Origin of the sequence: Aestuariirhabdus haliotis (assembly GCF_023509475.1) — a bacterium.
GTDB lineage: Bacteria > Pseudomonadota > Gammaproteobacteria > Pseudomonadales > Aestuariirhabdaceae > Aestuariirhabdus > Aestuariirhabdus haliotis.
Genome location: NZ_JAKSDZ010000043.1, coordinates 1 through 26,137, shown reverse-complemented (window position 1 = coordinate 26,137; position 26,137 = coordinate 1). Strand labels below are relative to the sequence as shown.

Annotated in this window: 21 protein-coding genes; 8 read left to right on the top strand and 13 right to left on the bottom strand. The window is 51.6% G+C overall.

The genetic code is table 11. The features are described 5' to 3' along the window. The first annotated feature begins 353 nt into the window (after positions 1-353). Positions 354-806: an inner membrane protein YiaA gene (gene yiaA, locus MIB40_RS16490; protein ID WP_249696527.1), complete on the top strand. Its 453-nt coding sequence runs from the start codon at positions 354-356 to the stop codon at positions 804-806. A 99-nt stretch (positions 807-905) separates the two neighbouring features. Here yiaA and MIB40_RS16485 read toward each other — a convergent pair whose 3' ends face one another. The 3 genes from MIB40_RS16485 to MIB40_RS16475 form a co-directional block, all read right to left on the bottom strand. Next, positions 906-1,307 carry a GFA family protein gene (locus tag MIB40_RS16485; RefSeq protein ID WP_249696525.1) on the bottom strand — a complete coding sequence of 134 codons (402 nt, stop codon included), beginning with the start codon at positions 1,305-1,307 and terminating at the stop codon, positions 906-908. 79 nt (positions 1,308-1,386) lie between these two features. Beyond that, complete coding sequence (locus tag MIB40_RS16480; RefSeq protein WP_249696523.1) at positions 1,387-1,731, bottom strand: hypothetical protein; 345 nt, start codon at positions 1,729-1,731, stop codon at positions 1,387-1,389. A 198-nt stretch (positions 1,732-1,929) separates the two neighbouring features. Beyond that, the gene (locus tag MIB40_RS16475; protein WP_249696521.1) at positions 1,930-3,474 is read right to left on the bottom strand and encodes a methyl-accepting chemotaxis protein; all 1,545 of its coding nucleotides are present in this window, start codon (positions 3,472-3,474) and stop codon (positions 1,930-1,932) included. Between the two features lie 366 nt (positions 3,475-3,840). On the opposite strand from MIB40_RS16475, the gene exaC reads away from it, so the two are divergent. From exaC to MIB40_RS16460, 3 genes are all read left to right on the top strand, one after another. Then, positions 3,841-5,361, top strand: coding sequence for an acetaldehyde dehydrogenase ExaC (exaC, locus tag MIB40_RS16470; protein WP_249696520.1), 1,521 nt, complete (start codon positions 3,841-3,843; stop codon positions 5,359-5,361). 271 nt (positions 5,362-5,632) lie between these two features. Then, a complete protein-coding gene (gene nosP, locus MIB40_RS16465) occupies positions 5,633-6,856 on the top strand; it encodes a nitric oxide-sensing protein NosP (RefSeq protein ID WP_249696518.1) in 1,224 nt (407 codons plus the stop codon). Continuing rightward, positions 6,846-8,309, top strand: a complete 1,464-nt coding sequence (locus MIB40_RS16460) for an ATP-binding response regulator (RefSeq protein WP_249696516.1) — start codon at positions 6,846-6,848, stop codon at positions 8,307-8,309. The genes nosP and MIB40_RS16460 overlap by 11 nt, the downstream gene beginning before the upstream one ends. A 6-nt stretch (positions 8,310-8,315) precedes the next feature. Here MIB40_RS16460 and MIB40_RS16455 read toward each other — a convergent pair whose 3' ends face one another. The 4 genes from MIB40_RS16455 to MIB40_RS16440 all read right to left on the bottom strand — a co-directional run bounded on the left by MIB40_RS16455 (position 8,316) and on the right by MIB40_RS16440 (position 12,484). Beyond that, positions 8,316-9,062 (bottom strand): response regulator, encoded by a 747-nt coding sequence (locus MIB40_RS16455; protein WP_264758606.1) that lies wholly within the window; start codon positions 9,060-9,062, stop codon positions 8,316-8,318. Positions 9,063-9,220: 158 nt separating this feature from the next. Further along, positions 9,221-10,165 (bottom strand): DUF808 domain-containing protein, encoded by a 945-nt coding sequence (locus tag MIB40_RS16450; RefSeq protein ID WP_249696514.1) that lies wholly within the window; start codon positions 10,163-10,165, stop codon positions 9,221-9,223. Positions 10,166-10,254: 89 nt separating this feature from the next. Then, a complete protein-coding gene (locus MIB40_RS16445) occupies positions 10,255-11,094 on the bottom strand; it encodes a M90 family metallopeptidase (RefSeq protein ID WP_249696512.1) in 840 nt (279 codons plus the stop codon). 49 nt (positions 11,095-11,143) lie between these two features. Continuing rightward, a complete protein-coding gene (locus MIB40_RS16440; RefSeq protein WP_249696510.1) occupies positions 11,144-12,484 on the bottom strand; it encodes a sigma-54 interaction domain-containing protein in 1,341 nt (446 codons plus the stop codon). 282 nt (positions 12,485-12,766) lie between these two features. On the opposite strand from MIB40_RS16440, the gene MIB40_RS16435 reads away from it, so the two are divergent. The 3 genes from MIB40_RS16435 to MIB40_RS16425 all read left to right on the top strand — a co-directional run bounded on the left by MIB40_RS16435 (position 12,767) and on the right by MIB40_RS16425 (position 17,159). Continuing rightward, complete coding sequence (locus MIB40_RS16435; protein WP_249696508.1) at positions 12,767-13,666, top strand: MBL fold metallo-hydrolase; 900 nt, start codon at positions 12,767-12,769, stop codon at positions 13,664-13,666. Positions 13,667-13,744: 78 nt separating this feature from the next. After that, the gene (locus MIB40_RS16430; protein WP_249696506.1) at positions 13,745-15,430 is read left to right on the top strand and encodes a bifunctional protein tyrosine phosphatase family protein/NAD(P)/FAD-dependent oxidoreductase; all 1,686 of its coding nucleotides are present in this window, start codon (positions 13,745-13,747) and stop codon (positions 15,428-15,430) included. Further along, entirely contained in the window at positions 15,423-17,159 is a 1,737-nt protein-coding gene (locus MIB40_RS16425) for a SulP family inorganic anion transporter (protein ID WP_249696504.1), read from the top strand. The genes MIB40_RS16430 and MIB40_RS16425 overlap by 8 nt, the downstream gene beginning before the upstream one ends. Positions 17,160-17,234: 75 nt before the next feature. Here the strand turns inward: MIB40_RS16425 and MIB40_RS16420 are convergent, their stop codons facing one another. The 3 genes from MIB40_RS16420 to MIB40_RS16410 all read right to left on the bottom strand — a co-directional run bounded on the left by MIB40_RS16420 (position 17,235) and on the right by MIB40_RS16410 (position 20,112). Next, entirely contained in the window at positions 17,235-17,570 is a 336-nt protein-coding gene (locus MIB40_RS16420; protein ID WP_249696502.1) for a hypothetical protein, read from the bottom strand. A 318-nt stretch (positions 17,571-17,888) separates the two neighbouring features. Next, positions 17,889-18,059 carry a VOC family protein gene (locus tag MIB40_RS16415; protein WP_249696499.1) on the bottom strand — a complete coding sequence of 57 codons (171 nt, stop codon included), beginning with the start codon at positions 18,057-18,059 and terminating at the stop codon, positions 17,889-17,891. 166 nt (positions 18,060-18,225) lie between these two features. Next, entirely contained in the window at positions 18,226-20,112 is a 1,887-nt protein-coding gene (locus MIB40_RS16410) for a methyl-accepting chemotaxis protein (protein WP_249696497.1), read from the bottom strand. Positions 20,113-20,661: 549 nt separating this feature from the next. On the opposite strand from MIB40_RS16410, the gene MIB40_RS16405 reads away from it, so the two are divergent. Next, positions 20,662-22,485 carry an MFS transporter gene (locus MIB40_RS16405; RefSeq protein ID WP_249696494.1) on the top strand — a complete coding sequence of 608 codons (1,824 nt, stop codon included), beginning with the start codon at positions 20,662-20,664 and terminating at the stop codon, positions 22,483-22,485. Positions 22,486-22,522: 37 nt separating this feature from the next. On the opposite strand, the gene MIB40_RS16400 is transcribed toward MIB40_RS16405, so the two are convergent. The 3 genes from MIB40_RS16400 to MIB40_RS16390 all read right to left on the bottom strand — a co-directional run bounded on the left by MIB40_RS16400 (position 22,523) and on the right by MIB40_RS16390 (position 25,923). Continuing rightward, the gene (locus MIB40_RS16400) at positions 22,523-23,284 is read right to left on the bottom strand and encodes an ABC transporter permease (RefSeq protein ID WP_249696491.1); all 762 of its coding nucleotides are present in this window, start codon (positions 23,282-23,284) and stop codon (positions 22,523-22,525) included. A gap of 1 nt (position 23,285) precedes the next feature. Next, positions 23,286-24,209 carry an ABC transporter ATP-binding protein gene (locus tag MIB40_RS16395; RefSeq protein ID WP_249696490.1) on the bottom strand — a complete coding sequence of 308 codons (924 nt, stop codon included), beginning with the start codon at positions 24,207-24,209 and terminating at the stop codon, positions 23,286-23,288. 229 nt (positions 24,210-24,438) lie between these two features. After that, positions 24,439-25,923, bottom strand: coding sequence for an alanine/glycine:cation symporter family protein (locus MIB40_RS16390; RefSeq protein WP_249696488.1), 1,485 nt, complete (start codon positions 25,921-25,923; stop codon positions 24,439-24,441). Positions 25,924-26,137 lie beyond the last annotated feature (214 nt).

Genomic DNA, 26,137 nt, shown 5'->3' with positions numbered 1-26,137 from the left:
GACTCTTTGTTACGCCTTCTTGAAAGGTCTCGACCTTACGGCAAAGGCGTGCCGCGACTCTGAATTCGCCTGTAAGCCAGAGCACATTCGCATTAATCAAAGGTGCCTTAATGTTACAAAACCACTCGCAATGGACACCTAATAGATTTGTACAACAGACTGGCGAGCTGGCATAAAGGTTCCAGTGCTGACCGAGCACTAATAAATTACAGTGTTAGATTTCATGCAAACGAACGTTGTTAAATTTTTGGCGATCCGAAAACGCCAAAAATTATGAACAGAATAACGGGATATTAGATGCACTATGGAATTGCATCGTACGCACAAGCTTATCCCCAAAAAGGAGTTTAAAAATGACAAATAACACCATCAGCAAACCTACTCCCGCCTTTGTCGGTGCCTCCTGGGCAGCCTTGGGTGTAGGAGTTGCAGCCTACCTGTTGGGTTTATGGAACGCCAATATGGAGCTGAATGAAAAAGGCTACTATCTGACCATTCTTATGTTCGGTTTATTTTCAGCCGTCTCGTTGCAAAAAACGGTACGGGATAAAATTGAAGGGCTTCCCGTGACTGGCATTTACTATACACTCTGTACGGTATCTCTGGCTGCCTCAATACTACTGCTCAGCGTTGGCCTCTGGAATGCCACCCTGGAACTTAGCGAAAAAGGTTTCTATGCCATGTCCTTCACACTCAGCTTATTTGCCGCCATAGCCGCACAGAAAAACGTGCGAGATCTGGCGCTATTCCCTGCTGAAGACAATGCCGAACTTCCTGATGAGCTAGACGGCTCCATTAGTCATTAACAGTGAACACATGAATAATCACCGGCCACTGGATTTTCTTTTGGCCGGTTTTTTTAATTGCTGCGCCCTTCAGTCACTTTAACAAGAAAGCTACTGGTTCTAATCCTGCGGTGCACTCTCATCGTAAGCGACGACCCCATCCGGCATTATTTCCCAGGACGCCCTGGATCCCACGAAGATATGATAGCCAATGGCTACCTTGGGATCGCCGTTGACGCAACCCAGGGTTACCCCGTGCACAGCGCCTTTATAAGTGCCGCATAAGGTAGACCCACATCGACGACAAAACTGCAGACCAAAATCTTGCTGGGAGTTATAGCGACTAAGTAGCTCTTCGCCCTGCAACCATGTAAAACGGTCCGCATCGATCAGGGCATAAGCGGATGCCTGAGAACTAAAGGCTTTTCGGCAGCGAGAGCAGTGGCAGGATCGTGCATCTCTTAGCTCACCCTCAACCTGATACCGAATGCTGCCACAAAAGCATTCTCCCGTTATTGGCATAATTCCTTCCTAAGGCGATTGTAAACATGAAAAATAATCGACGTACCAATCAATAACCACATCCTGTCGGCCCACTAGTTTATTCGCAGTGGCGAGCAATCACGGCACAGTTTGAATCCCGATAATAGGTACAATTCCCCTCTACCAACACTTCGCTACAACCAGAGCTCTCATAATACCCATCCTCCGATTGTATGTTGCCAGATTGGCTGGTTAACAGCAGTACCACCACAAATCTTACGATCATAAGCGCTGTTACAGCCCAGCGAATATTGCGGTTAAAGTGTTTACCCCGCCACATCAGATAACAGCCCAGGGGATAGACATAACCCAGCACCAATAGAACAATAACCAGTAATCGGTTATTGCTAGCCCTATTCAGTAAGCGCTTAAAAACCGAGTCTGTGGCCTGCTCCGAATCCATAGGTTTCCTCTTGGCTTTTTCGGGTTCGACCCACTAACCCTAGCACAAGTTATTATCTTGATAGCGTTTAATGGCATTGTCTTAATCCAGGGAATTTTGCTTTGACGGACTCTAAAATCACCTATGAAATTTGTATTAAAGCAGCCGGAAAGATCAGGCGGCAGAGTATGGATTGAGGCCATACTCTACCTATAATGATTAGCTTCTAAACTGATTGACCAGACTATGTTGGTCATTCAAACGGTTCAGCAGTCCCTGACTCAGTGCAACGGCTTCCTGACTATGCTCTTCACTCTTGGATGACATATCACTGATAGAAACGATATTCTGGTTAACCTGTTCTGCCACCACAGACTGCTCTTCCACCGCAGTCGCAATTTGCGCACTGAGATCGGCCAGTTCAGTAACCTCGGTGGAAATATTCTGCAAGGATTGCTCGGTTTCTCCGGCAAAACTGACACAGGACTGGGACAGTTCATTTCCTTTTGACATGGCTTTGGTGGCCGCATCCGATTCAACCCGCAATTGGCTGAGTAATTTGCCGATCTCTTCAGTCGACTGTTGGGAACGCATCGCCAACGCTCGAACCTCTTCGGCCACCACAGCAAAACCACGCCCTTGCTCCCCGGCTCGGGCCGCCTCAATCGCTGCATTCAATGCCAACAGATTGGTTTGGTCGGCAATGCTACTGATCTCACCCAGCACGGTACCAATGGTATTACTGCCATTGATCAATCGAGTGATCGCCTTCTCCACTTCCGTTAACTGGCCCGACAGTTCGTGTATGGATTCAATGGTTTTGGACACCACTCCCTGACTTTGTTGGCTGATATCCAGGCCCTGCTGGGCGGCGCCGGAGGCTCGGGTCACAACCTGAGCTATCTCTTGAATGGTCGCCGACATCTGATTTATGGCGGTCGCCACCTGGTCAGTTTCACTCTTCTGGTCGGTGAGTATCTGTTCCACGTCCGAACCACGCTGGGCCGACATTAACGCTGTTTCGGTAATGGCGGCGGAATCATCTCCCACCCGTCCCACGATGGCATTCAATTCCGCCCTGCGCATCTGTATTGCCAGATTAACCGAGCCTATATCGTCGTTATTGCCTGAGTACAGATAGCTCATTAACGGATTGTTAAAAATCGATTTAGCCTCGTTAACAACATGCCTGTACTTTTGCCGCCACAGGCCGTAAATAGCCGTTGCTGACAACGAGATCAGAGCCATCGGCAGACTCAACCAAAGCGGGCTCGACACCAACAACGACGATAACGACAACAGGCTTAGCAGCCACAAAGCGACAAACACCCAGAGGGTTGCATCCGTTCGATACTTCAAGGCCAACGGCGCCCGTCCAGCATTGAGCTGTTGGTAGACTTTCTCGGCTCGGTCTACAACTACTCGGTCAGGGCAGGTTCGGACCGACTGATATTCATGGACCTTGCCTTCTTCATTTCTGATCGGTGTGACAAAGGCGTTCACCCAATAATAATCACCGTTTTTGCAACGGTTTTTGACCGGGCCCATCCAGGAACTGCCCGACTGGATAAAAGACCATAGGTCTTTAAAGGCCGCTTTGGGCATATCCGCATGACGAACCATATTGTGCGGATTGCCGACCATCTCCTCCAGGGTATAACCCGCGATGTCACAAAAATGTTTATTGGCGTATTTAATCCGACTGTCTAAATCGGTGGTAGAAAGCAAAATCTCTTCTTCAGAAAACCGTCGCTCTTGACTCATAAAGCACACCTGAGTTTTTTATTTGGCTTCCTTGAAATAAAGAACTGCCTTATTATCTCCAATAGATATAAACAGTTAAAGAATCCATCCTAGTAGTTAATTCACATTACCCAACCCTTGATCAGGGGTCTACAAACTCGGCGCTGGTTTTCACTAAAGTCGAATAGCTTCACCCCCTTTATCTTCGACTAAAGCGTTAGATTTCTGCCGCCAAAGTACTATGTCTCCTTTTGCGACCTCTTCGTAACCTGAAGTTGACTCCCGATCCTGCTTGACTGATCGCACCAGGTTCAGACTGATATGGATCCCTATAGCGCGGCACGCAGCACCTGCCCACAACAATAAAAAGACACAAGGTACTCCAATATGATTTACGCAAATCCCGGTTCCGAAGGCTCCCTCATCTCCTTCAAAGAACGCTATGGCAACTACATTGGCGGTGAATTTATTGCCCCAGTCGAAGGCCAGTACTTCACCAATACCACCCCGGTCACCGGTGAAGTCATTGCCGAAATCCCTCGTTCCAGCGCTGCCGACATTGAACTCGCGCTAGACGCAGCTCATGCAGCCAAAAACGCCTGGGGCAAAACCTCAGTCACCGAACGGTCCAATATTCTGCTTAAAATTGCCGACCGTATCGAGGAGAACCTGGAGCGCCTGGCAGTTACCGATGCCTGGGATAACGGCAAGGGTGTCCGAGAAACTCTGGCAGCCGATGTCCCTCTGGCAGCAGATCACTTCCGTTATTTTGCTGGCTGCATCCGCTCCCAGGAAGGCAGTGCGGCCGAGCTGGACGAACACACCGCCACCTATCATTTCCACGAACCGCTTGGGGTGGTGGGACAAATCATTCCCTGGAACTTTCCCCTACTGATGGCGGCCTGGAAACTGGCCCCCGCCCTGGCTACTGGTAACTGCGTAATACTTAAGCCCGCCGAACAAACCCCTATGTCGATCATGTTGCTGGTAGAAATTATTGGCGACCTGCTGCCCGCCGGCGTACTCAACGTGGTGCAGGGCTTTGGCGAAGAAGTGGGCGAAGCCCTGGCCACCAGCAAGCGTATCAGCAAGGTGGCCTTTACCGGTTCCACCCCGGTGGGTAGCCATATCATGAAATGTGCGGCCGAGAATATTATTCCTTCTACGGTCGAACTGGGTGGCAAGTCCCCCAACCTCTACTTCGAAGACGTCATGGATTACGAAGAGGATTACCTGAGCAAGTGTGTAGAAGGGGCCGTACTGGCATTTTTCAACCAGGGAGAGGTTTGTACCTGTCCATCACGCCTGCTGGTGCAGGAATCGATCTATGACCGGTTTATTGCCCTGGTGATCGACCGCATCAGTCAGATCAAGCGGGGCAACCCCCTGGATACCGAAACCATGGTCGGTGCCCAGGTTTCCCAGGAACAGTTCGATCGCATCATGACCTATCTGGAAATCGGCAAGCAGGAAGGTGCCGAAGTGCTGGTCGGCGGCAATATGGCCAAGCTGGACGATAAACTCGGTGGCGGTTTCTACATCGAACCCACCATCTTCAAGGGTGACAATTCCATGCGTGTGTTCCAGGAAGAGATCTTCGGTCCGGTCATCAGCGTCACCACTTTTAAGGACGAAGCCGATGCCATCGCCATTGCCAATGATTCCGAATTTGGTCTGGGCGCGGGCCTCTGGACTCGCGATATGAATCGCGCATATCGGGTCGGACGGGCACTGGAAGCCGGCCGTGTCTGGACCAATTGTTATCACGCTTACCCAGCCCATTCGGCATTTGGTGGTTATAAAAAATCCGGCGTAGGCCGAGAGAACCACAAGATGATGCTCGATCACTACCAGCAAACCAAAAACCTGCTGGTCAGCTATAACACCAGCCCGCTGGGCTTTTTCTAACCTCGCCTAGCCAACCAAAGCTTGGCGGCTACCCTGTTCTCTTCGACAAGGATGTCAGGGAGAACCCTCAGACCATTCTGATTAAGGCAACTCTTCCCTGAGAGCGCTACTCTGTAACCCGGAGTCGCTCTGCATTCATGGTCCCATTGCCATACCTGGTCGCCACGGCCAGGTTTTTTTGTGCCCATCATTCCAGGTATCCAAACCGGATCTGTTCGTTACATGGCTAATAGAGTTGCTGTTTCCTTCCAGCGCCTATTGGGATATAAAAATGAGGTTAGCATCAGACAATGAACTCTTTTCTCAAGGAGACCAGAGATTGGCCACACCGCCAATAACATCAGACGAATCAGGTATCGCCGTTCGCTACAGCCAAAGCCATCACAATGATGTCACCACTGCCGTTGAGCACCTGTACCGAGAATTGGCGGTAGAGCCGCTGGGCATGGTGTTATTTTTTTGCTCGACCGAATATGATCTTGGGGCTTTGTCCCTGGCGCTACAGAAGCAATTTGATGACATCCCACTGGTGGGTTGTACGACTGCCGGTGAACTCTGCTCACAAGGCTATACCCGAGGCAGCATTACTGCCATTGCTTTCAACGCCAAAGACTTCACTATTGAGGCTTCGTTAGTCAACAACCTGTCCGACTTCAGCTTTCTGGATGCCCAATCCCTGGTGCACGGCATGCTCGATCGCTGCCGGCGACGCCAAGTGGCTCCCCTTGCAGGCAACTCCTTTGCCCTGACCCTGCTGGATGGATTATCCGTTCGAGAGGAACAACTACTCACCGTTTTGAACGCTCACTTGGGCAGCATTCCCCTACTGGGTGGCTCTGCCGGAGACGATCTTCATTTCAATGACACTCAGGTCTATTACGAGGGGAAATTTCATTCCGATGCTGCCATTTTATTATTGCTCAACAGCCGCTGCAGCTTTGAGGTATTCAGCATCGATCATTTGCAAAGCACCAACGAAAAACTGGTGATAACCGCAGCCGACATTAACAAACGCCGGGTTATCGAGTTTAACGCCGCCCCCGCCGCCGAAGAGTATGCGCGCTCCCTCGATGTATCCGTCGATCAGTTGAATTCCCGTATCTTTGCCCTCAATCCCCTATCGGTAAAAATCGGCGACACGTTTTACCCTCGGGCGATCCAAAAAGTTAACGACGACCTGAGCCTTACCTTTTATTGCGCCGTGGAAAACGGCATCGTATTGACGCGCTCCCAGTGCGGTGATTTGGTAAATGGGCTCAAGCAACTCTTTACCGACATCACTCGACGGGTCGGAGCGCCCCAACTGGTGATCGGATACGACTGTATTTTTCGCCGCCTGGAGGCCGATGAGCGCGACCTGAATGAATCGGTGTCAGCCGTCTTACGCCAATACAATGTGATCGGCTTTAATACCTACGGAGAACAGTTTAACGGCATGCACCTTAACCAGACCTTTACCGGGGTCGCACTGGGCAGGTCCGACAATGAGCACTGATAAGCCCTCATCCATGGAATCGCCACACACAAAAAAGCGACAGCAAAGTTTGCAGCAGCAGCTTGAACAAGTCATGGTGGAAAACGCCCGACTAAAGATCATCAACAAGGCCCTCATCGAACGGGTTGAAGCAGGCCCAAGCCTTCACCAAGGTGCCTATGGCAATTTCGAACACGCGGTCTTCCTGGCCGAACAAGTAAGAGAACAAACTGACGCACTCACAACGGTTAACGAACAATTGCGGCAAGAGATCGGGGAAAGAAAAATCATTCAGCATCACTTGCTGGAAGCAAAAAAAGAAGCCGAACAGGCCAATCATTCAAAAACAAAATTTCTCGCCGCCACAAGTCATGACTTGCTTCAGCCGATGAATGCCGCACGCTTATTTGCCGCTTCCCTGCTTGAACATCCCCTGCGTGCAAAAACTCAGGCTCTGGTGCAATCGCTCAACTATTCTCTGCTCGATGTAGAAACTCTGCTCGCAGCCCTGGTGGACATTTCCAAGCTGGATGCCGGAGCCATTCAGCCCGACATTAATAATTTCTGTGCCAACGATCTGCTTAGAAACCTGGCCAACGAATTTCGTACCCAGGCAGCCCAAAGCCAACTTCACTTTCATTGGGTGCCCAGCACGGCAATAATTGCTACCGACTGTCAGTTGCTCGCCCGAATCCTCAGAAACTTTCTCAGTAATGCTATACGTTATACCGACAGCGGTCGTATTGTTATGGGGTGTCGTCGCACCCGACAAGGCTTGCTGATCCAGGTGTGGGATACCGGCAGTGGTATTGAAGTGGAACAGCAACAGGCCATCTTCGAAGAGTTCAATCGATTGAGCCCTGATCATTCAGCGCAGGATCGGGGGTTAGGCCTTGGCCTCGCCATCGTTGACAAAATCGCCACCATGCTCGGCCATGAAATTTCGGTGCATTCGACTCCAGGCGTCGGCTCCTGCTTTTCCGTACGAATTCCCTACGGTGAGCTTCCCCAAACAAACTCGGATGTATCTAGCGCGCCAATCGCTTCTATAAATGGCACCAACGAGCATCATCAAACATCAGATTCTCGCCCGCAGCAGATTCTAGTGATCGATAATGAACCCTCGATTTGCCAGGCCATGAAATTACTGTTGGAGGGGTGGGGATTTACCGTCATCACCGGGCATAATTTCAATGAACTGATAGCCCAACTGAAGCCCGCTACCGAGATAGACCTGATCATCGCCGATTACCATCTGGATGAGGGCGACACAGGGCTGCGAGTAATCGACAAACTGTCACAAGAATACGGTATACAAGCACCGGTACTGATCATTACCGCCAACTACAGTAACGAGCTAAAACAGCAAGTACGCGCTTTAAAATATCAACTGATGACCAAGCCGGTACGCCCTGCCAAACTCAAGGTAACGATTCGTCATCTACTTGATTCAGCAGTTGAAGAGGGATTATAGCCTTGGCTAGCGTTTTATCGGTTGGCTAAAATCGATATGGCTAGCGTAGAGTACCGCCTGTAAACGATTCGTCACCTGCAACTTACGCAAAATAGCAGACACATGAACCTTTACGGTGGCCTCGGTAATCGACAGATTGTAGGCAATCTGTTTGTTAGAATCGCCTGTTGCCAGTTGCTCCAGTACCAACAACTGCCTGCGAGTTAGGCTACTCAGCATCGACAGGTCAACCTGGCTGTCATGATGGCCGGACGATCGGTTCTGATGACGCGAACCACTGGCCGAGGAACGAATCACATCCGATGGCAAATATACCTGCCCCGCCAACACCAGATCCAGGGCTGACAGAATCTCATCCCGGGACAGGGATTTAACGATAAATCCGACCGCTCCGCAGGTCATCGCTTGCAGAACAACACTCTTCTCCTCTTCGGCCGAAATAATCACCACCGGTATCGTGGGAGATTCGTTACTCAGCCGCACCAGCCCATTGAGCCCTTGCATGCCGGGCATATTCAGGTCGAGGAGTATAAGATCCAGGTCTTCGCGCGCAGTGGCGATCGTCATGGCGTTGTCGAGGTCGGGCGCCTGAAGAATCTCAGCACCGGCAAAATGGGTTTGCATCAAATCCACCAGAGCTTCACGAAACAAAGGGTGATCATCGGCAATCAAAATTCGATAAGGCGCCGGGGCGCCTGACAGTGGATCAGGCTGCGACTCTTGTGTGACCGACTCATCGGTTAACGCCGCCATAGGCGAAATACCCTCTTATTATTCTATGGCTATCCGGGCGACCAGACACGCGCCCGGCTCTATCAGCTGGGCAGCTTTGAAGTAACCCTGCACCGATTAAACAGCGCCAGCAATCACAATACAATGGGCAGAAGGTCCAAGTATTGCTGGCCTGTGTATTACCCCTTGACCGCTTGTACAGCTTTTTGCGACAACAGCCCAGCCAATACCAGAAGGCCTCCTGCGACTATGCCGACCAATCCATCAACCAAAATGGGCGTGATAGCAGAAATGAACCCCGAGGCCACAGGCAGACTGGCCGCCAACTGCTCGACATAATGAACAACCGCATGACTGCCCGGTAAGCCGTGGACCAGAATACCGCCACCCACCAGAAACATCGCCGCGGTACCCACGAGAGTCAGGGTTTTCAGTACATAGGGACAACAACTCAGAATCCCCCGGCCCAGTGAACGCACCACATCGCCCTGAAAACCGAGGGATTTGTTCGCCATCAAATAGAGGCCCGCATCATCCAGCTTTACAATCCCGGCCACGACACCATAGACCCCTACGGTAACCAGTACGGCAATACTCACCACCACACCGATCTGGGTGGCAAGGCCGAGTTCCTGCACAACGCCCAGGGCAATCACGATGATTTCCGCCGATAGAATAAAGTCAGTGCGTATAGCCCCTTTAATTTTTTTGGCTTCGAACTCGACCATATCCACAGCCGGGTCAGCTAGCGCTTTGAGCTTTTCTTGACGAGCTTCGTCCGCGTCATGAGCCAGTAATTTATGGGCTACTTTCTCAAACCCTTCATAGCAGAGAAACGCCCCACCAAGCATTAATAAGGGCGTAATCAACCAGGGTGCTACGGCGCTGATCAGTAGCGCCGCCGGTACCAGAATACATTTATTTTTGGCCGATCCCTTCGCTACCGCCCAAACCACCGGCAATTCGCGTTCGGCACGAATGCCGGACACCTGTTCAGCATTGAGCGCCAGGTCGTCCCCGAGTACGCCCGCCGTCTTTCTGGCTGCCACCTTGGTCATCATAGCGACATCATCAAGCAACGCCGCAATATCATCGAGTAATGCTAAAAGCCCTACACCGGCCATCTGACTTCCTTATCTGCTTATTGTTAACGCAACAGGTTAGTTACACACTTTGTGCTCTATTGTACTGGAGTTGCCCAAGGCACAACATATCAATCCGCCGGCATACAGCAGTGCTTGTATCGCTTCTTGCTACCGCAGGGGCAAGGGGACTTTTTTCTGGGCCTGATGTCATTAGCAATATGCACAACATCCTGCTGATAAATTTTAGAAAGCTGATCGAAGAGTTCAGGGTGTTTCTTCTGCATCATTCCTGGACGCTCAAAAAAATACTCAGACGCGACCGAAAAAAACTCTGCACGATTGGTCGCACCATACTCCCTGATATTACTATTGTTACTTTCTATGGCCTTGATTTTCTTCCCGACCAGTTCAAACCAGGGAATCGAAAAGGCGTGCTCTTTTAGCCGCTCGGGATAACCATCGCATTCACCATCGGCCATATCCAATAGATGAACAAACTCGTGAATACCGACGTTTTGTTTATCCTTACTGTTATCAAATCCCTGATGCAAGGCTGATCGGCATAGCGCCATCTTTCCAGCCATAGGTCCAGTACCAACCATACCCGTGATCACTGAATCGGGCTGACCACACTCAAAGCGATCATTAAAGGCGGCGGGTAACAAATAGACCGCCGCCAAATTAAAGTAATGCCATTTAGGAAAACCCCATACCGGAATGATCGCACTGGCCGCCACCAGCAACCGGTCTTGATCAGTGATCTCAAATTGACCCGCCTCAATTCGAGTGGATTGCAAAAACAACAACACTCTTTGTTCAAAGAGCTCTTTATCTGCCTTATCCAAAGCACGATAAAAGGTAACTTTATCCTGCAGTATACGAGACCAATGAGCACTCCATAGCAGCGCTTCAGCCTTTGCATCAAAGCCAAAAAGCTGGCCAAACCATTGTCGAATTTTTTCCATCATACAATTACTTCATGTTTCATGACGTTCACTCTCAAGAGAAACCCTATATTTATTTATTCAACAAAACGCCACTGGATTCCTCAGACTCCAGCGTTTCCTGCAATTTTCGGTACAAGGATCTCACACTTATGCCAGCAACTTCCGCGACCCGCTTCTTATCGTTATCGTAAACCCGCATCAGGCGCTGCAAGTAGTTGCGCTCCATGGACTTAAGGTCGAGAGGGGCTTCTGACATTCTCTGGCTGCTGCGATGGATTTCCAGACAGTCGCCAATGATGCTGTGATCGATCACATTGGTGTTGGCCAGCACCGTAGCGCACGACAGAATATTTTTCAGCTCACGGATATTACCTTTGTATCGATGACGACTGAGCTGGCGCATAGCCGACTGGGTCAGATGATATTTTTTCGCACCCGAGAGCTGCTCCAACAACGATTGGGCAATCTGCGGAATGTCTTCGACTCGCTCATCCAGGGGCGGCACATGAATCGGGAACAGGTTGATGCGGTAATAGAGATCCTCCCGAAAGCTACCTTCCTCCACCATCTGCCACAGATTCTTATGGGTCGCACAGATCAAACGGAAATCGGTGCGCTTTATTTGACTGCTGCCCACAGGCCGATAGGTGCCGGTTTCTATCAATCGCAACAGCTTGACCTGCAGGGGGTAGGGAATATCCCCCACCTCATCCAAAAAAAAGGTGCCGCCATCCACCGCCTCCGCCAGCCCCTGCCGAGTATAATTGGCCCCAGTAAAGGCACCCTTGATATGACCAAACAGCTCGCTTTCAAACAGGGTTTCGGTGAGACCGGAACACTCCAGCGTAACCAACGGCTTGTCGGCGCGCGGACTGATCTGGTGCAAGGCATGGGCCGCCAGCTCTTTACCCGTACCCGACTCTCCCAGCAACACTACCGAGGCCTCGCTAGGCCCCACACGAGAGATCAATTCAAGCATCTTGTTAAAGGCCGGACTGGAGCCAGTCAGAGCCTGCATGCTGGAGGTTGTGCTGGCAATCGGCACCGGCTTGAGCAGCTCGACAAAATACTTCAGCCGGTCCTGCTCATCACGAATGGGGAGCAACTCTACATCGACATGCTCCTTACCCCGAGGCGTCTGATGAATATGTAGCACCCGCTCTTTTTGCCCAGAGGCCTGCGCCGCCGCCAACGGGCAATCCTCTCCCGCCTGATCGCAAGGCCTGTCATAACCATGGGACACCTGATAACAGCGCGCCCCATCGCCCGGCTCTATTTCACCAAAAGTTTTCCGGTACAGCTCGTTGGTCGCCAGAATCCGGTACTCCGCCGTCACCAAAATGGCCGGGTATTCGTAACCATCCAGCATGCGCGCAATACCCTGATCGGTATCTCTGGCGATGATCTGCATCTCTTAGCCCTCTGCCATTTTTGTCTTTATTGATGCCAAATTTGGCACAGACTAAGAGCAAGCTCAAGGCACAGCCGACAAGGCGTAGCTTTCAGCATTTTTTAGTTGATAAAAATCAACTGGTTAAGCTCTTCGGACAATTTCTGACCGTTTTGGCATATATCTCGCTACCCATACCTACACAACCCGGGCCCATGGCGCCCAACTTGACCTGGCGGCACCCCTTGCTATTCGAGGCTCGCACGCTCATGGGCAAAAGAATAATTAAAAGAGAGAGACGATATGAACAATCCCGAGACGATTTCCGTAGACACCAATACTTGCCCCCAGGTCGTACCCTTTTTTGACGAGCCGACCAACACTTTCTCTTATATCGTCAAAGACCCCGACAGCAATGGCTGCGCGGTGGTCGATTCGGTAATGAACTTCGACTACGCCTCGGGCAGCATTAGCTTCGACGGCGCCGACCAGATCATCGACTACATCGTGAAGCACAATCTGGATCTGCAGTGGATTCTGGAAACCCATGTGCACGCCGACCACTTATCGGCCGCTCCCTACCTGCAGGAGCGCTTGCAAGGCCAGCTGGGAATCGGGCAAAACATTTGCGTCGTACAGGAAACCTTCGGCAAAATTTTTAACGAGGGCACCGAGTTTGCCCGGGACGGCTCCCAGTTCGACCAACTCTTCAGTGACGGCGACCGCTTTGATATAGGCCAGATGACGTGCCATGCAATGCACACTCCGGGTCACACGCCCGCCTGCATGAGTTATGTCATCGGCGACGCAGTCTTTGTGGGCGACACATTGTTTATGCCCGACGGCGGCACCGCCCGGGCCGATTTCCCCGGCGGCGATGCTCGTGTGCTGTACCAGTCAATCCATCGCCTGCTCAGCCTGCCCGACCAGACCCGACTCTTTATGTGCCACGATTACTGCCCCAACGGTCGCGCCGTGGAATACGAAACGACGGTCGCCGCTGAACGGGAAAGCAACATTCATGTGCACCAGGGCGTGAGCGAAGGCGACTTCGTCTCGATGCGAGAGACACGCGACAACACCCTGGGCATGCCACACCTGATCCTGCCTTCCCTGCAAGTGAATATGCGCGGCGGCCATTTACCGGCACCCGAAAGCAATGGCCTGGCATTTTTAAAACTGCCGATCAACGCCTTCTCTTAAAAGGACTCTGTTTTACTCGCTACCTTATGGGGTCGCTCAGCAAGCGACCCGAACCAGCCAACCTGAAAGGATAATAAAATGGACATCAAAAAGGTAACCGCTGACTTTTCCGTTGCAGGACAGATTTTTACCGGCGAAATCGCCGCCATCGCCGCCTCTGGCATCAAAACCATTATTTGTAACCGCCCCGACGGTGAAGGTTCGGATCAACCCAACATGAATGAAGTGGCGCAGATGGCCGAAGATCTGCAACTGGACTTTGTTTACTTGCCCGTACTGTCCGGTAAGGTATCCGAGGAAGATGTGAGTGATTTTCACCAGGCACTGGAACAGGCACGTAAACCGGTATTGGCCTATTGCCGTACCGGCAACCGCAGCATGACCTTGTGGTCACTGGCGCAAGGTCGTTCGGGGATGAAAGCCAGCGAAATATTATCAGCCGCCCGCAGCGCCGGATACGACATGAGCAACGCCGTCAAACGCATGGGTAATTACCAGAGTCCTGCCAGCAAAGCGGTCGACGAACGCTCCCAGCAACGCTACGACATAGTCATTATCGGTGGCGGCGCGGCGGGCATCGCCGTGGCTTCCAGCCTGCTGTCTCGACACAAAGAGGTCTCGGTCGCCATTATTGATCCGGCCGAGGTACATTATTATCAGCCGGGCTGGACCATGGTCGGCGGCGGTATTTTTGATCGCCAGCAAACAGTAAAAACCATGGCTTCATTGATTCCCTCCGGCGTCACCTGGATCAAGGCCGCCGTCGCCGCCTTCGAACCCGATAACAGCCGGGTGACCCTGGAAAATTGCCAACCCGTTTACTACCAGCGCCTGGTCGTGGCTCCCGGCATCAAACTGGATTGGCATGGCATCGAAGGCCTGGCGGAAAACCTTGGCCAGCACGGCGTCACCTCCAACTATCGTTTCGACATGGCACCCTACACCTGGGAGCTGGTGAAAAACCTGAAGTCCGGTCGGGCGCTGTTCACCCAGCCACCCATGCCCATCAAGTGCGCAGGGGCGCCACAGAAAGCCATGTATCTGTCGGCGGACCACTGGTATCGCACAAACTGCATCAACAATATCGAGATCGAATTCTACAATGCCGGTGGCGTACTCTTTGGCGTCAAGGACTATGTACCGGCGTTAATGTCCTATGTCGAGAAGTACAACGCGCAACTGAAATTCAGCCATAACCTGACCCGTATCGACGGTGAAAATCGTACCGCCTGGTTCGACCGAACCGATACTGACGGCAAGGTGGAACAGGTCTCCCGTGAATTCGATATGATTCATGTCTGCCCACCACAATGCGCACCGGACTTTATCAAATCCAGCCCACTGGCGGATTCTGCCGGCTGGGTCGACGTGGATCAAAATACGTTGCGCCACAAAACATTTGACAACATCTGGTCGCTGGGTGATGTAATGAATGCACCCAACGCAAAAACGGCAGCGGCGGCACGCATGCAAGCCCCGATCGTGGCCAATAACGTGCTGGAGGATCTGGGGCTGGGCCGTGGCGTGAGCCACTATAATGGTTACGGCTCCTGTCCGCTGACGGTAGAGCGCGGAAAAATCGTCCTGGCCGAATTTGGTTACGGCGGCAAATTGCTACCCAGCTTCCCGCGCTGGCTGATTGATGGCACCCAGCCCAGCTACACCGCCTGGTTGCTGAAAGAGAAACTGCTACCACCGGTGTACTGGAAAGCCATGCTAAAAGGAAAGGAGTGGATGGTTAAACCCACCAAAGCCAATGCCTGATATACGCCCGGCATCCTGGCAGCGTTACCTGCCAATTCTGCAGTGGAGTCATGGCTATAATCGCGGGATTTTTTCCCGCGATCTGATCGCGGCGATTATTGTGACGGTTATGCTAATCCCGCAATCGCTGGCTTATGCCATGCTGGCTGGGGTGCCGCCGGAAATGGGGTTGTATGCCAGCATTTTGCCGCTGATCGCCTACGCCATCTTCGGCACCAGCCGCACCCTGTCGGTGGGGCCGGTAGCCGTTGTCTCCCTGATGACGGCAACGGCGATCTCCAAGTTTAGCGACGCCGGCACCATCGACTACATAAACGCCGCGATTATTCTGGCGCTGCTGTCCGGACTGATGCTGATTCTGATGGGCTTGTTGCGCTTCGGCTTTCTGGCCAACTTTCTTTCCCACCCGGTGGTCGCCGGCTTTATTACTGCTTCGGGCATTATCATCGCTCTGGGCCAACTGAAACATATCCTGGGCATTCAGGCCCAGGGTGACAACGTGCTGGAACTGGGCCACACGTTGTTTGCACAACTGGGCCAGGTTAACCCGCTAACTTGCGGCGTCGGCATTTCGGCGCTGTTATTTTTGTTCTGGGCTCGTACATACCTGAAACCCACGCTGATGAAACTCGGCATCGGTGACAACCTGGCGGACAAGCTGGTTAAGGCCGGCCCCGTTTTCGTGGTGATTGCGACAACAGTCGCCGCCTATCTGTTCGACTTTGCCGCCCAGGGCGTCGCTATTGTGGGTACGGTTCCGCAAGGCTTACCCTCGCTGCAACTACCGGATTTCTCCTTTGAGCTCTGGTCCAGCCTGGCCACCTCGGCCCTGTTAATTTCCACCATTGGTTACGTCGAATCGGTATCGGTCGGCAAGACATTGGCCGCCAAACGACGCCAACGGATCGACCCTAATCAGGAACTGATCGGCCTTGGCAGCGCCAATGTGGCCTCCGCTGTCTCCGCCGGATTTCCCGTCACTGGCGGTTTTTCCCGCTCGGTGGTCAACTTCGATGCCGGTGCCGAAACCCCCGCAGCCAGCATCCTGACGGCTCTTGGCATCACCGCCGTCGCTCTGTTTCTGACCCCTTACCTGTATTACTTACCCCAGGCGACTCTGGCGGCGGCTATCATTGTGGCGGTCCTGTCGCTGGTTGATTTTTCTTCCATCCGCCACGCCTGGCACTGCTCCCGTTCCGACTTTTACGGTCTGGCAATCACCATTGCTATCACTTTGTTTTTTGGGGTCGAGCGAGGGGTCTTGAGCGGCGTTGTGGTCTCGATAGCGATTCATCTGTATCGCACCTCGCGCCCTCATATGGCCGTGGTGGGAGAAGTACCCGGCACCGAGCACTTCCGCAACGTAAAACGCCACGACGTCGTGACCCACCCGAATATCATTTCGCTGCGAGTCGATGAAAGTCTGTATTTCGCCAACGCCGCCTACCTGGAAGACAGCATCTACGGCTTGATTGCTGACAACCAGGATGTCGAACATATCATCCTGATGTGCCCTGCTGTGAACGAAATCGATATGAGCGCGCTGGAAGTACTGGAGTCGGTCAACGAGCGACTGGGTGAGCAAAACCTGAGCTTCAACCTCAGCGAAGTTAAAGGGCCGGTGATGGATTTTCTGCAAAAAACCGATTTTTTAGAACAGCTTAATGGCCAAGTGTTTCTAACCCAACACCAGGCGATTGAAGAGCTAAAGACACCGCTGGCCAATTAGAAAGTGCGCGGAGGCAGCCCAAGGTACTCATAGCAAGATATGGACTAGGGCACCTCTGATTCATTCAGAGGTGCCCTAGATACTAACCTGCATCATCAGATGAATGGGGTACATGGCATACAGCATAGAAGCTACGGATAAGAAAGAGGCCAGAACAAGGATTAACAAAGAAGAAACCGGTCTTTTGATAACAAATCCATACACTAGCGCTACCAACAACATGGCCGCCGTAAAATACCACCACTTACCCCATGAAAAAGCCATATTACTCCAGACCGGTATGCCCCCCTCATACAAACCATTAAAAGTATCTATAAACATCCTTAGCATTGGTGTTTCTACCCAGGCGTAGGTAAGCGCCACCTGAAACGATAAAATAACAAAACCACAAAACAGTAGAAAAAATCTCATTTCTTTCCTTAAAGTTGAAATTTAAATAATTGGCTTAATACTTCCTTAGACTCAAGCCAGAAACAAATAAACCATGACAAAATAAAACCTTGAAAGAAAACTCATCACCAACGAATCATAGGCTTCGCCAAATGAGTTATATAAAAATATTTCCTGACAAAATCGGAACAAATATCCATCCGAATTTGGAATAAAAAATTACTTTTGAGTTGCTAAAGAGTCACCGCATTGATAAGGGTTAGACTCCAAGACCAAATAGATATTGCCAGGAAAGTTGACGCTTACGTTTCTGTACAGGAATTCTATATCTATCACGTCCTATTGGAGATTAACACCACAATCCAGTGGAATCTCTGGTTCACCAGCCATCCATTTACGGTTATTACCGGCAACCTCCTCAAGCCTCAGATCTACGCCATCGAGGATTAGATAAGCAAACCCCTCTTCAGGACGCTCGTATTTGATAGTGAAGCCCAACTCTCTAAACATACGACCTTCAATTTCAGGCGGTACTCCCTAGACCATAGTCATCGGATGAATTACAACCTCCGAATACGCTGACTGTAAAATCTAAATTTGATCTCACCTTCAGCGTCATAGCAAAAAAAAGGGCCCGAACCTTATCAGCCCGAACCCAAAGCACAACAATCAACTTTTACACTTTAAAACGCCCCAGGGCTGTCGCCACGGTATCGGCCAGATTACGAATCTCGCTGGATTCGTTCTGCGCTTGCTCGGCCCCGTTATGCGCCTCACGGGCAATGTCGCTAATGCCCATAATATGACGGTTAATCTCTTCCGATACCGCCGATTGCTCTTCTGCGGCACTGGCAATCTGGGTTGCCATGGATGCGATTTCGGAAACGCTGCGCACGACCTCACCCAACTCGTTCTTGGCCAGATCGGCCTGGGTGGTGGCCTCTTCCGCCATCTGTTTGGACTTATCCATCATACCCACGGCATTATTGGAGTCGCTCTGCAGGCGTTCAATAATGGCCCGAATTTCCGTGGTGGACTCCTGGGTACGTGACGCCAGACTGCGCACCTCATCGGCGACTACGGCGAAACCTCGACCCGCCTCGCCAGCTCGAGCCGCCTCTATGGATGCGTTCAGGGCCAGCAAGTTGGTCTGGTCCGAGATACTGCTGATCACCGAGATCACCTCATTGATATTCTCACTCTGGTCGCGCAACTGATGGATTATTTCCGTGGCGCTGTTCATCTGCACATTGAGGCTGTCGATAACATTCTTGGTGCGCTCCACCTCCACCTCACCGGTATGGGTGGAATCGGTCGCCTGCTCGGAGAACTGTGCCGTCTCGGCAATGTTCTTGGCAACATCCTGAGCCGTAGCACTCATCTCATTCATAGCCGTGACCAGACTGTCGATGGCGCTGACCTGTTTTTGCGAGCCGTCGGCGGCGGTATCCGCCAACAAAGCCGAGGTATCGGCTGAGGTATGCAACTGATTCATGGGATCCAGAATGTCGGTGACCAACGTGCGCAGACTGGCAATAAAGCGGTTGTAGGCGCCAGCCAGCTCACCCAGCTCATCGTTACTGTTTTGCTCCAGGTTGCGGGTTAAATCACCCTCGCCCTCGGCAATCTCCTTGATCGCTTCTACTACCGTCGTAATGGGTTTCATCTGAATATGTACATAGGCCATCACCAGCACGACCATGATAATGATTGCCAATACCAGGAAGGTAATGCCCAGGGTTTGCATTTGATCCAGCTCGGCAAAGAGCACGTCCCGAGGCGCCAACATGATCAGCTCCCATCCGGTGTCACCCACCTCGCTGCGAATAACAAACATAGACGCTTCGTTCAGCTCAACCATGTTAGTGGCTTTATTACCAAGGTCGGGATGAATGGTTGAGATATTTTGCAGATACAAAGAGGTGTCATCAGCGGCTACGATCAAACCGGTATCATTGGTCAAATAGGCGATACCATCACCGGGAACATCAAGCGCCTCGACAATCTTGTTGAGCCGCTCCAGAGTCATATCTCCCGCAGCCACACCAAAAAAACCTCCATCACGAATGATCGGCATGGTAATGGTTATCACCAGATTACCGGTATTGGCATCGGTATAGGGCTCGGTCACCTGCAAGCTTTGTTCGCGTTTGGATTGTTTGTACCAACCTCGTTCGCGAACCGGATAGCTGTTGGCGGCCTTGAATTTTTCTTCGGTGGCCTGATCAGTAAAATAGAAATCGCCATCCTCAAAACCTAAATACACATCGAGAAATTCCTGGCCCGATGTTGAACCGGCCAGCAGGGCACGAAATTTATCGGAGTCTATGCCGATTTTTTCCACCTGTTCCTTTACGGCACGAATGGTATCGAATTTGCGCTGGAACCAGTCCGACAGCTCCGTCGATACCGACTGGCCACGATAGTTAAGATCCCCTTCCACCAGCGAGGTAATGGAGCTGCTGGCAATGTTACTCATCAGCAGATACAGCGCTAACAATAGAACGGCACAAATACTGCCCGCACCTAGCGCAAACTTGTGTTTAAGGCTCACAGACTTCATCACACGTCTCCCTTTAATTCTTGCTTCTTGCAGCCCAACCCGTCGACCCAACTCATCAGGCAGCGTTCTCATGCTTTTATTATGTATCGGCCACCGTGCAAATTAATTAACACAACGGCCAATATTCATACTCAGTTTAGCGAGAGAGGGATCACATTTATTGCCTTAAACCACCAAGTACGATCAGTTTTTGATCAAACTATATAATTATTTTTCATAGATTTAATTGGTTCGATTTCTTTTTGATCAAAACCAAGCGTTTACGTCGCAAAATTAAAAAACCATATATTTCAAACATTTGTATTAATCTTGAATTTTTGCTCAAAATTTATTGACAGCCACAGGCCTCGTCAACACCAGCATTTATTGACTAACTCCCTGTGATATCAATTGCCGTGATAATGCCAGAGTAAAACCAAACGCCTTGCTCACAATCGTCAAGAATCATGCACAGCCTTAGAAACAAGCGCCGCCTCTCCCCACAGCCCTGTATACTAAAAGTTCAGGTCACCGGCTTGGTTAAATAGCTCAACTATCTAAGGATTCCCCTTGCGACGAACCCTGACCCCTCTGGCCCCACTATTAGTCAGCTGTTTTATTATGATGCTGGGCAACGGCCTGATTAATATTCTGCTACCGGTACGAATGGAGCTGGAAGCGATGGACACGGATGCCATCGGTTTGATCCTGTCGCTCTATTTTGTCGGCATGCTACTGGGCAGCCTTTATGCGCGACAGTTAATCCGCCGCGCCGGACATATCCGAATGTTTGGCGGCTGCCTGGCGATTGCTTCCGTCAGTATTTTGATTTGCAGCCTGTATACCGACGGCACACTTTGGGGCGCCATGCGTATTGTCATCGGCTTCTGTAATGCCTGTGCGTATTGCGCGATGGAAAGCTGGCTGAGCGAAAGTGCTACCGAGCATAACCGGGGCAAGGTATTGGCGTTCTATCAGGTGGTGATGCTGGTCGGCTTGTTTCTGGGCCAATTCGCCATTGGCCTGTACAGCCCGGCCAGCAATCTGCTGTTCATTGTCGCGGGTATTTTACTGACTTCATCCATTATTCCTGTCGTGCTGAGTCGCAACAGCGGGCCTCTGGTTGAGGAGGTGGAACCGATGTCTCTGGCAACCCTGGGGCGACGCTCCCCCCTTGGATTACTCACCTGTTTTCTGGCCGGAATGTGCCACGCCGCCATGTTTAATATGTTGCCGGTTTACGCCAATAGCTATGACATTACCGGCCTTGATCTATCCCTCTACATGGGCTCGGCCATTATGGGAGGTTTGCTGTTACAGCTACCGATCGGCTTTCTGGCAGACCGCTTCGATCGACGCTCGGTGTTGCTTGTGATTCTTGTTACCTCCGTCAGTCTTGCGCTCAGTGTCAATCTCTTTGCCCAAAGCGCACTGTTTTGGCCCGCCGCCATAGCCACCGGAATCAGCGCCGGAATTATTTCCTGCCTGTATCCGATTGGCGTGGCCGAGGTGTTCGACAAGTTACGTACCAGCGAAATGGTTTCGGCCATGAGCTGCCTTATCCTGGCCTTCTCGGCCGGTGGCATGATAGGTCCTTATTCAGCGTCTCTGGCGATGAGCCTGCTTGACGCAAGTGCCCTGTTCAGGTTCCTTGTCGCCATCCAGGTGTTGCTCTGCCTGTTCGTTATCTATCGCATGCTGGTCAGCCAGGCGTTGCCGGTGGAAGATCAAGAACAGATGGTGATGCTATCCAACACCGGTGCACTGCCTACGGATCTGGATCCACGTACCGAATACTCGGAACCGGAACTCCCGCCCAGCGATGAGGCCATGCTGGCCAGCGAAATTGCCGACGCCGACCCCGGCGCCGGTGTCAAAATGGCGCTGGCCGCGGCTCAAACCGGCGTGGAAAGCAGTTCAGAAATCACCGAAGCCGTAGCGTCGGCCGATGGTATCGATGCCCTGCGCTTTTACCGGATATTACTCGACGAAGTGCCTGACCAGGCACTGGATGTGACTCTCTCCGTAGTAAAGGCCAAGCCCGAACGCGCCCATAAGCTGGTCTCGCAACTGGCCAAACATATGCCGGATCAGGTGGTAGAAATAGCACGTCAGATTGGCAGTTCCATGCCCGAATTGCGATTAAAAATGGCGCGTATCGCCGTGGAAGCAGCCCCTGAATCCGCCGTTGAAGTCGCCGAATATTACGCCCAGGTTATGGCCGAAGAATACGACGCCGTGCGCCCAGCCGATCGCGGAGAAGATCAGACTCAGGAAGAAGCGGAGCAGCTTATTTCACAAATTTCTTCCGTGGCGCCCGAATATTCTGATGAGGTGGCGGAGGTCGTCATGGATACCATGCCTGACGCCTCACCGCTCGACAAAGACCCTTAGAAAAACTCGAGCGGTGCTTTCGAAATCACTGTTTTCATCAGGATTTAATGCGGTAACCCGTGCGAAAAATCCACCAGACAGCGGTCAGGCATAACAACAGGAACAGCAATGTCATGCCCAGGCTCAGCGCCAGGTTAACGTCGGCCACACCATAAAAGGCCCAGCGGAAACCGCTGATCAGATAAACCACCGGATTAAACAATGTCAGGGTCTGCCAGGGCTCAGGCAGCATACTGATCGAATAGAACGCCCCACCAAGAAATGTCAGCGGCGTGATCACCATCAGGGGAATGATCTGCAACTTCTGAAAGTCATCCGCCCAGATACCAATCACAAAGCCAAACAGACTGAAGGTCACTGCCGTCAAGACCAGGAACGTCAGCATCCAGAACGGATGCTGGATGTGGTAATCAACAAACAGGCGCGCGGTCAGCAGGATCAGAATACCCAGCAGGATGGATTTGGTTGCCGCAGCGCCAACATAACCGGTGACAATTTCAAAGGGAGAGACTGGCGCCGACAGCACTTCATAGATGGTGCCGGAGAACTTGGGAAAGAAAATGCCGAATGATGCATTGGATATACTTTCACCCAGTAGCGATAACATCACCAGACCGGGAATAATAAAGGCACCATAGCTGATACCATCGATATTACCCATGCGATTGCCGATCGCGGTGCCAAACACGACAAAATACAGCGTGGTTGAGAGTACAGGAGAGGCGATACTTTGCATCAGGGTGCGCCAGGCACGAGCCATTTCAAACATATAGATTGCTCGTATTCCATGAATATTCATCCTAGTTCTCCCTTACCAGACTGACGAAAATTTCTTCCAGCGAGCTTTCACTCGAATGCAAATCCTTCACTTCCAGACCCTGCTCGCTCAAGCTTCGCAACAACTCGGCGATGCCCGTTTCTGTCTTCTGGGTGTCATACTTGTAAACCAGCGCATGGCCATCGTCACAAAGCTCTAGTTGATAGCTTTCCAACGTGGTCGGAATGGCTTTCAATGGCGTTTGCAAGAACACCCGCAACTCTTTTTTACCCAGCTTGGACATCAGGGTCTTTTTATCTTCCACCAGGATCAACTGTCCCTTGTTGATCACACCGATACGATCGGCCATCTCCTCGGCTTCTTCAATATAATGAGTGGTAAGGATAATAGTCACACCGCGTTCGCGCAGCTCCCGCACCATATTCCACATATCCCGGCGCAGTTCGACATCGACTCCCGCCGTCGGCTCATCCAGGAACAGAATTTCCGGTTCGTGAGACAGCGCCTTGGCGATCATGACCCGACGTTTCATACCACCGGAGAGTTCGCGAAGCTGACTGTGCCGCTTATCCCACAACGATAGTTGGCGCAGGATCTGCTCTATATAAGCATCGTTCGGCGACTTGCCAAACAGGCCTCGACTGAACGTGACCGTGGCCCACACACTTTCGAAAGAGTCCGTACTCAGCTCCTGGGGCACCAGACCGATCTTGCTTCGCGCGCTGCGATAATCGCGCACTATATCGTGGCCATCCGCCAGCACCTCGCCCTGACTGGGATTCACGATCCCACACACGATACTGATCAGGGTTGTCTTACCCGCACCGTTCGGCCCTAGCAGGGCAAAAATTTCGCCGCGCTGAATATCAAGACTGATGTCGGTAAGGGCGCTAAAGCCCGATTCATAGGTTTTACTTAGCTGATTAACAGAAACAATGGCTGGCACAATCTCTCCTGAAAAGTCTTCCTGACCTGAGATATAGAGGCGAACTGGATAAACACTGACGCCATAACAAGGAAGCTTCAGATGGCGCAGCCCCACCCTGAAGGCGAGTCATCGAGTATAGTGCATTAACCCACCCGCCTTGCCAATGACTTGTCGGTTAATGGCAAAACCCACGCATAAAAAAGCCATACCCAAGTATGGCTTTTTAGTCACCCAGACTATCGGGCGTTTACTTTTTGGCGTTACGCTTCACCCAAAAGTCAGCTTTTTCAATTCCCAGCTGCTCGGGATCAAAGCGGTACTCGCTAACACCTTCTTTTTGCTGACGTTCGTAATCTTTCAAGGCTTTAACCGCAGGACGCGCCATAAAGAAGATGATCAGGATACCGATAATGTTTAACCAGGCCATCAAACCAACCCCGACATCACCCATGCCCCAGGCAAGGTCAGCGGTCTTTACTGCGCCGTAAAATGTGGACGCCATCAGTACGATCTTCAAAACGAAGGTCAGACCGGGAATATGCAAGGTCCGCTTGAGGTAGGCGACATTGGTTTCGGCAATATAGTAGTACGCCAGAATGGTGGTAAAAGAGAAAAAGAACAGCGCCAGAGCCACGAAAGGCTTGCCCACTCCCGGCAACACCGATTCCACCGCCGTCTGCGTATAGGCGGGGCTGTTCGCGGCAATATCCGCCGCAATGTTCTGCACCAGGAAGGCGTCACCCGCGCCGTGTACATTGTAAGCACCGGTAATGAGGATCATCAGGGCCGTTGCCGTACAAACAAACAGGGTATCGATGTACACGGAAAATGCCTGTACCAAACCTTGCTGGGCAGGGTGCTGAACTTCCGCCGCCGCCGCCGCATGGGGGCCAGTTCCCTGACCGGCTTCATTAGAATAAACGCCACGTTTCACACCCCAACCAATGGCCGCCCCCAAGCCTGCCATCGGCGTGAAGGCGTCGCTTATAATCATGCCGATAATGCCGGGCACCTCACCAATATTGAGGGCAATGATCACGCAGGCGATAATAATGTAGGCCAAGGCCATAAAAGGCACGACAAATTGAGTGAAGTGAGCAATCCGCTTAACCCCACCAAAGATGATAAAGCCCAGCACCAGCACGACGACAGTGCCGGTAAGAATTTTGGCGAAGCTAAGCGTACCCATCGCCGTGTCGATCATCTGACCCGGGCCGAAGGCCAATTCGACCGCATTACCGATGCTGTTCGATTGCACGCCGGGCAGCAATACACCCACCGCAAAGATGGTCGCGATGGCAAAGATCCAGGCATACCATTTCTGCCCCATCGCTTTTTCGATGTAATAGGCGGGACCACCTCGGTATTGCCCCTCTTGTTCCTCTTTATAGATCTGGGCCAGCGTCGATTCTATATAAGCCGTCGCAGCACCAAGAAAGGCAACCACCCACATCCAGAACACAGCACCCGGGCCACCAAAACCGATAGCCGCGGCAACCCCGGCAATGTTACCGGTGCCGACACGTCCGGACAGCGAAACCGCAAGCGCCTGAAAAGAGGAGATACCTTTAGAGGATTCTTTACCAGAAAACAGCAGGCGCCACATTTCACCAAAATGACGAACCTGTACGAAACGAGTAATGATCGAAAAAAACAGACCCGCGCCAAGGCACAGGTAAATGAGCGCGGGGCTCCAGATAAAACCGTTGAGGGAATCAACCAGGGATTGCATTAGCAACACTCCGTATCGAATTGTTATTTAGAATTGTCCTTTACGGGCGGCGATTATACGTAAAAGCCAACGCGGACAATGTCGTATACGCGACCTTAACTTGCAGGCTCATCGAACAGCATTAAGGCACCTCTGATTAATTCGGATAGATCTCTGCGGATCCTAAAATGGTTTTTATCAAGGCGAAGCTCGCCGTTCATGTCGAGACCTGAAC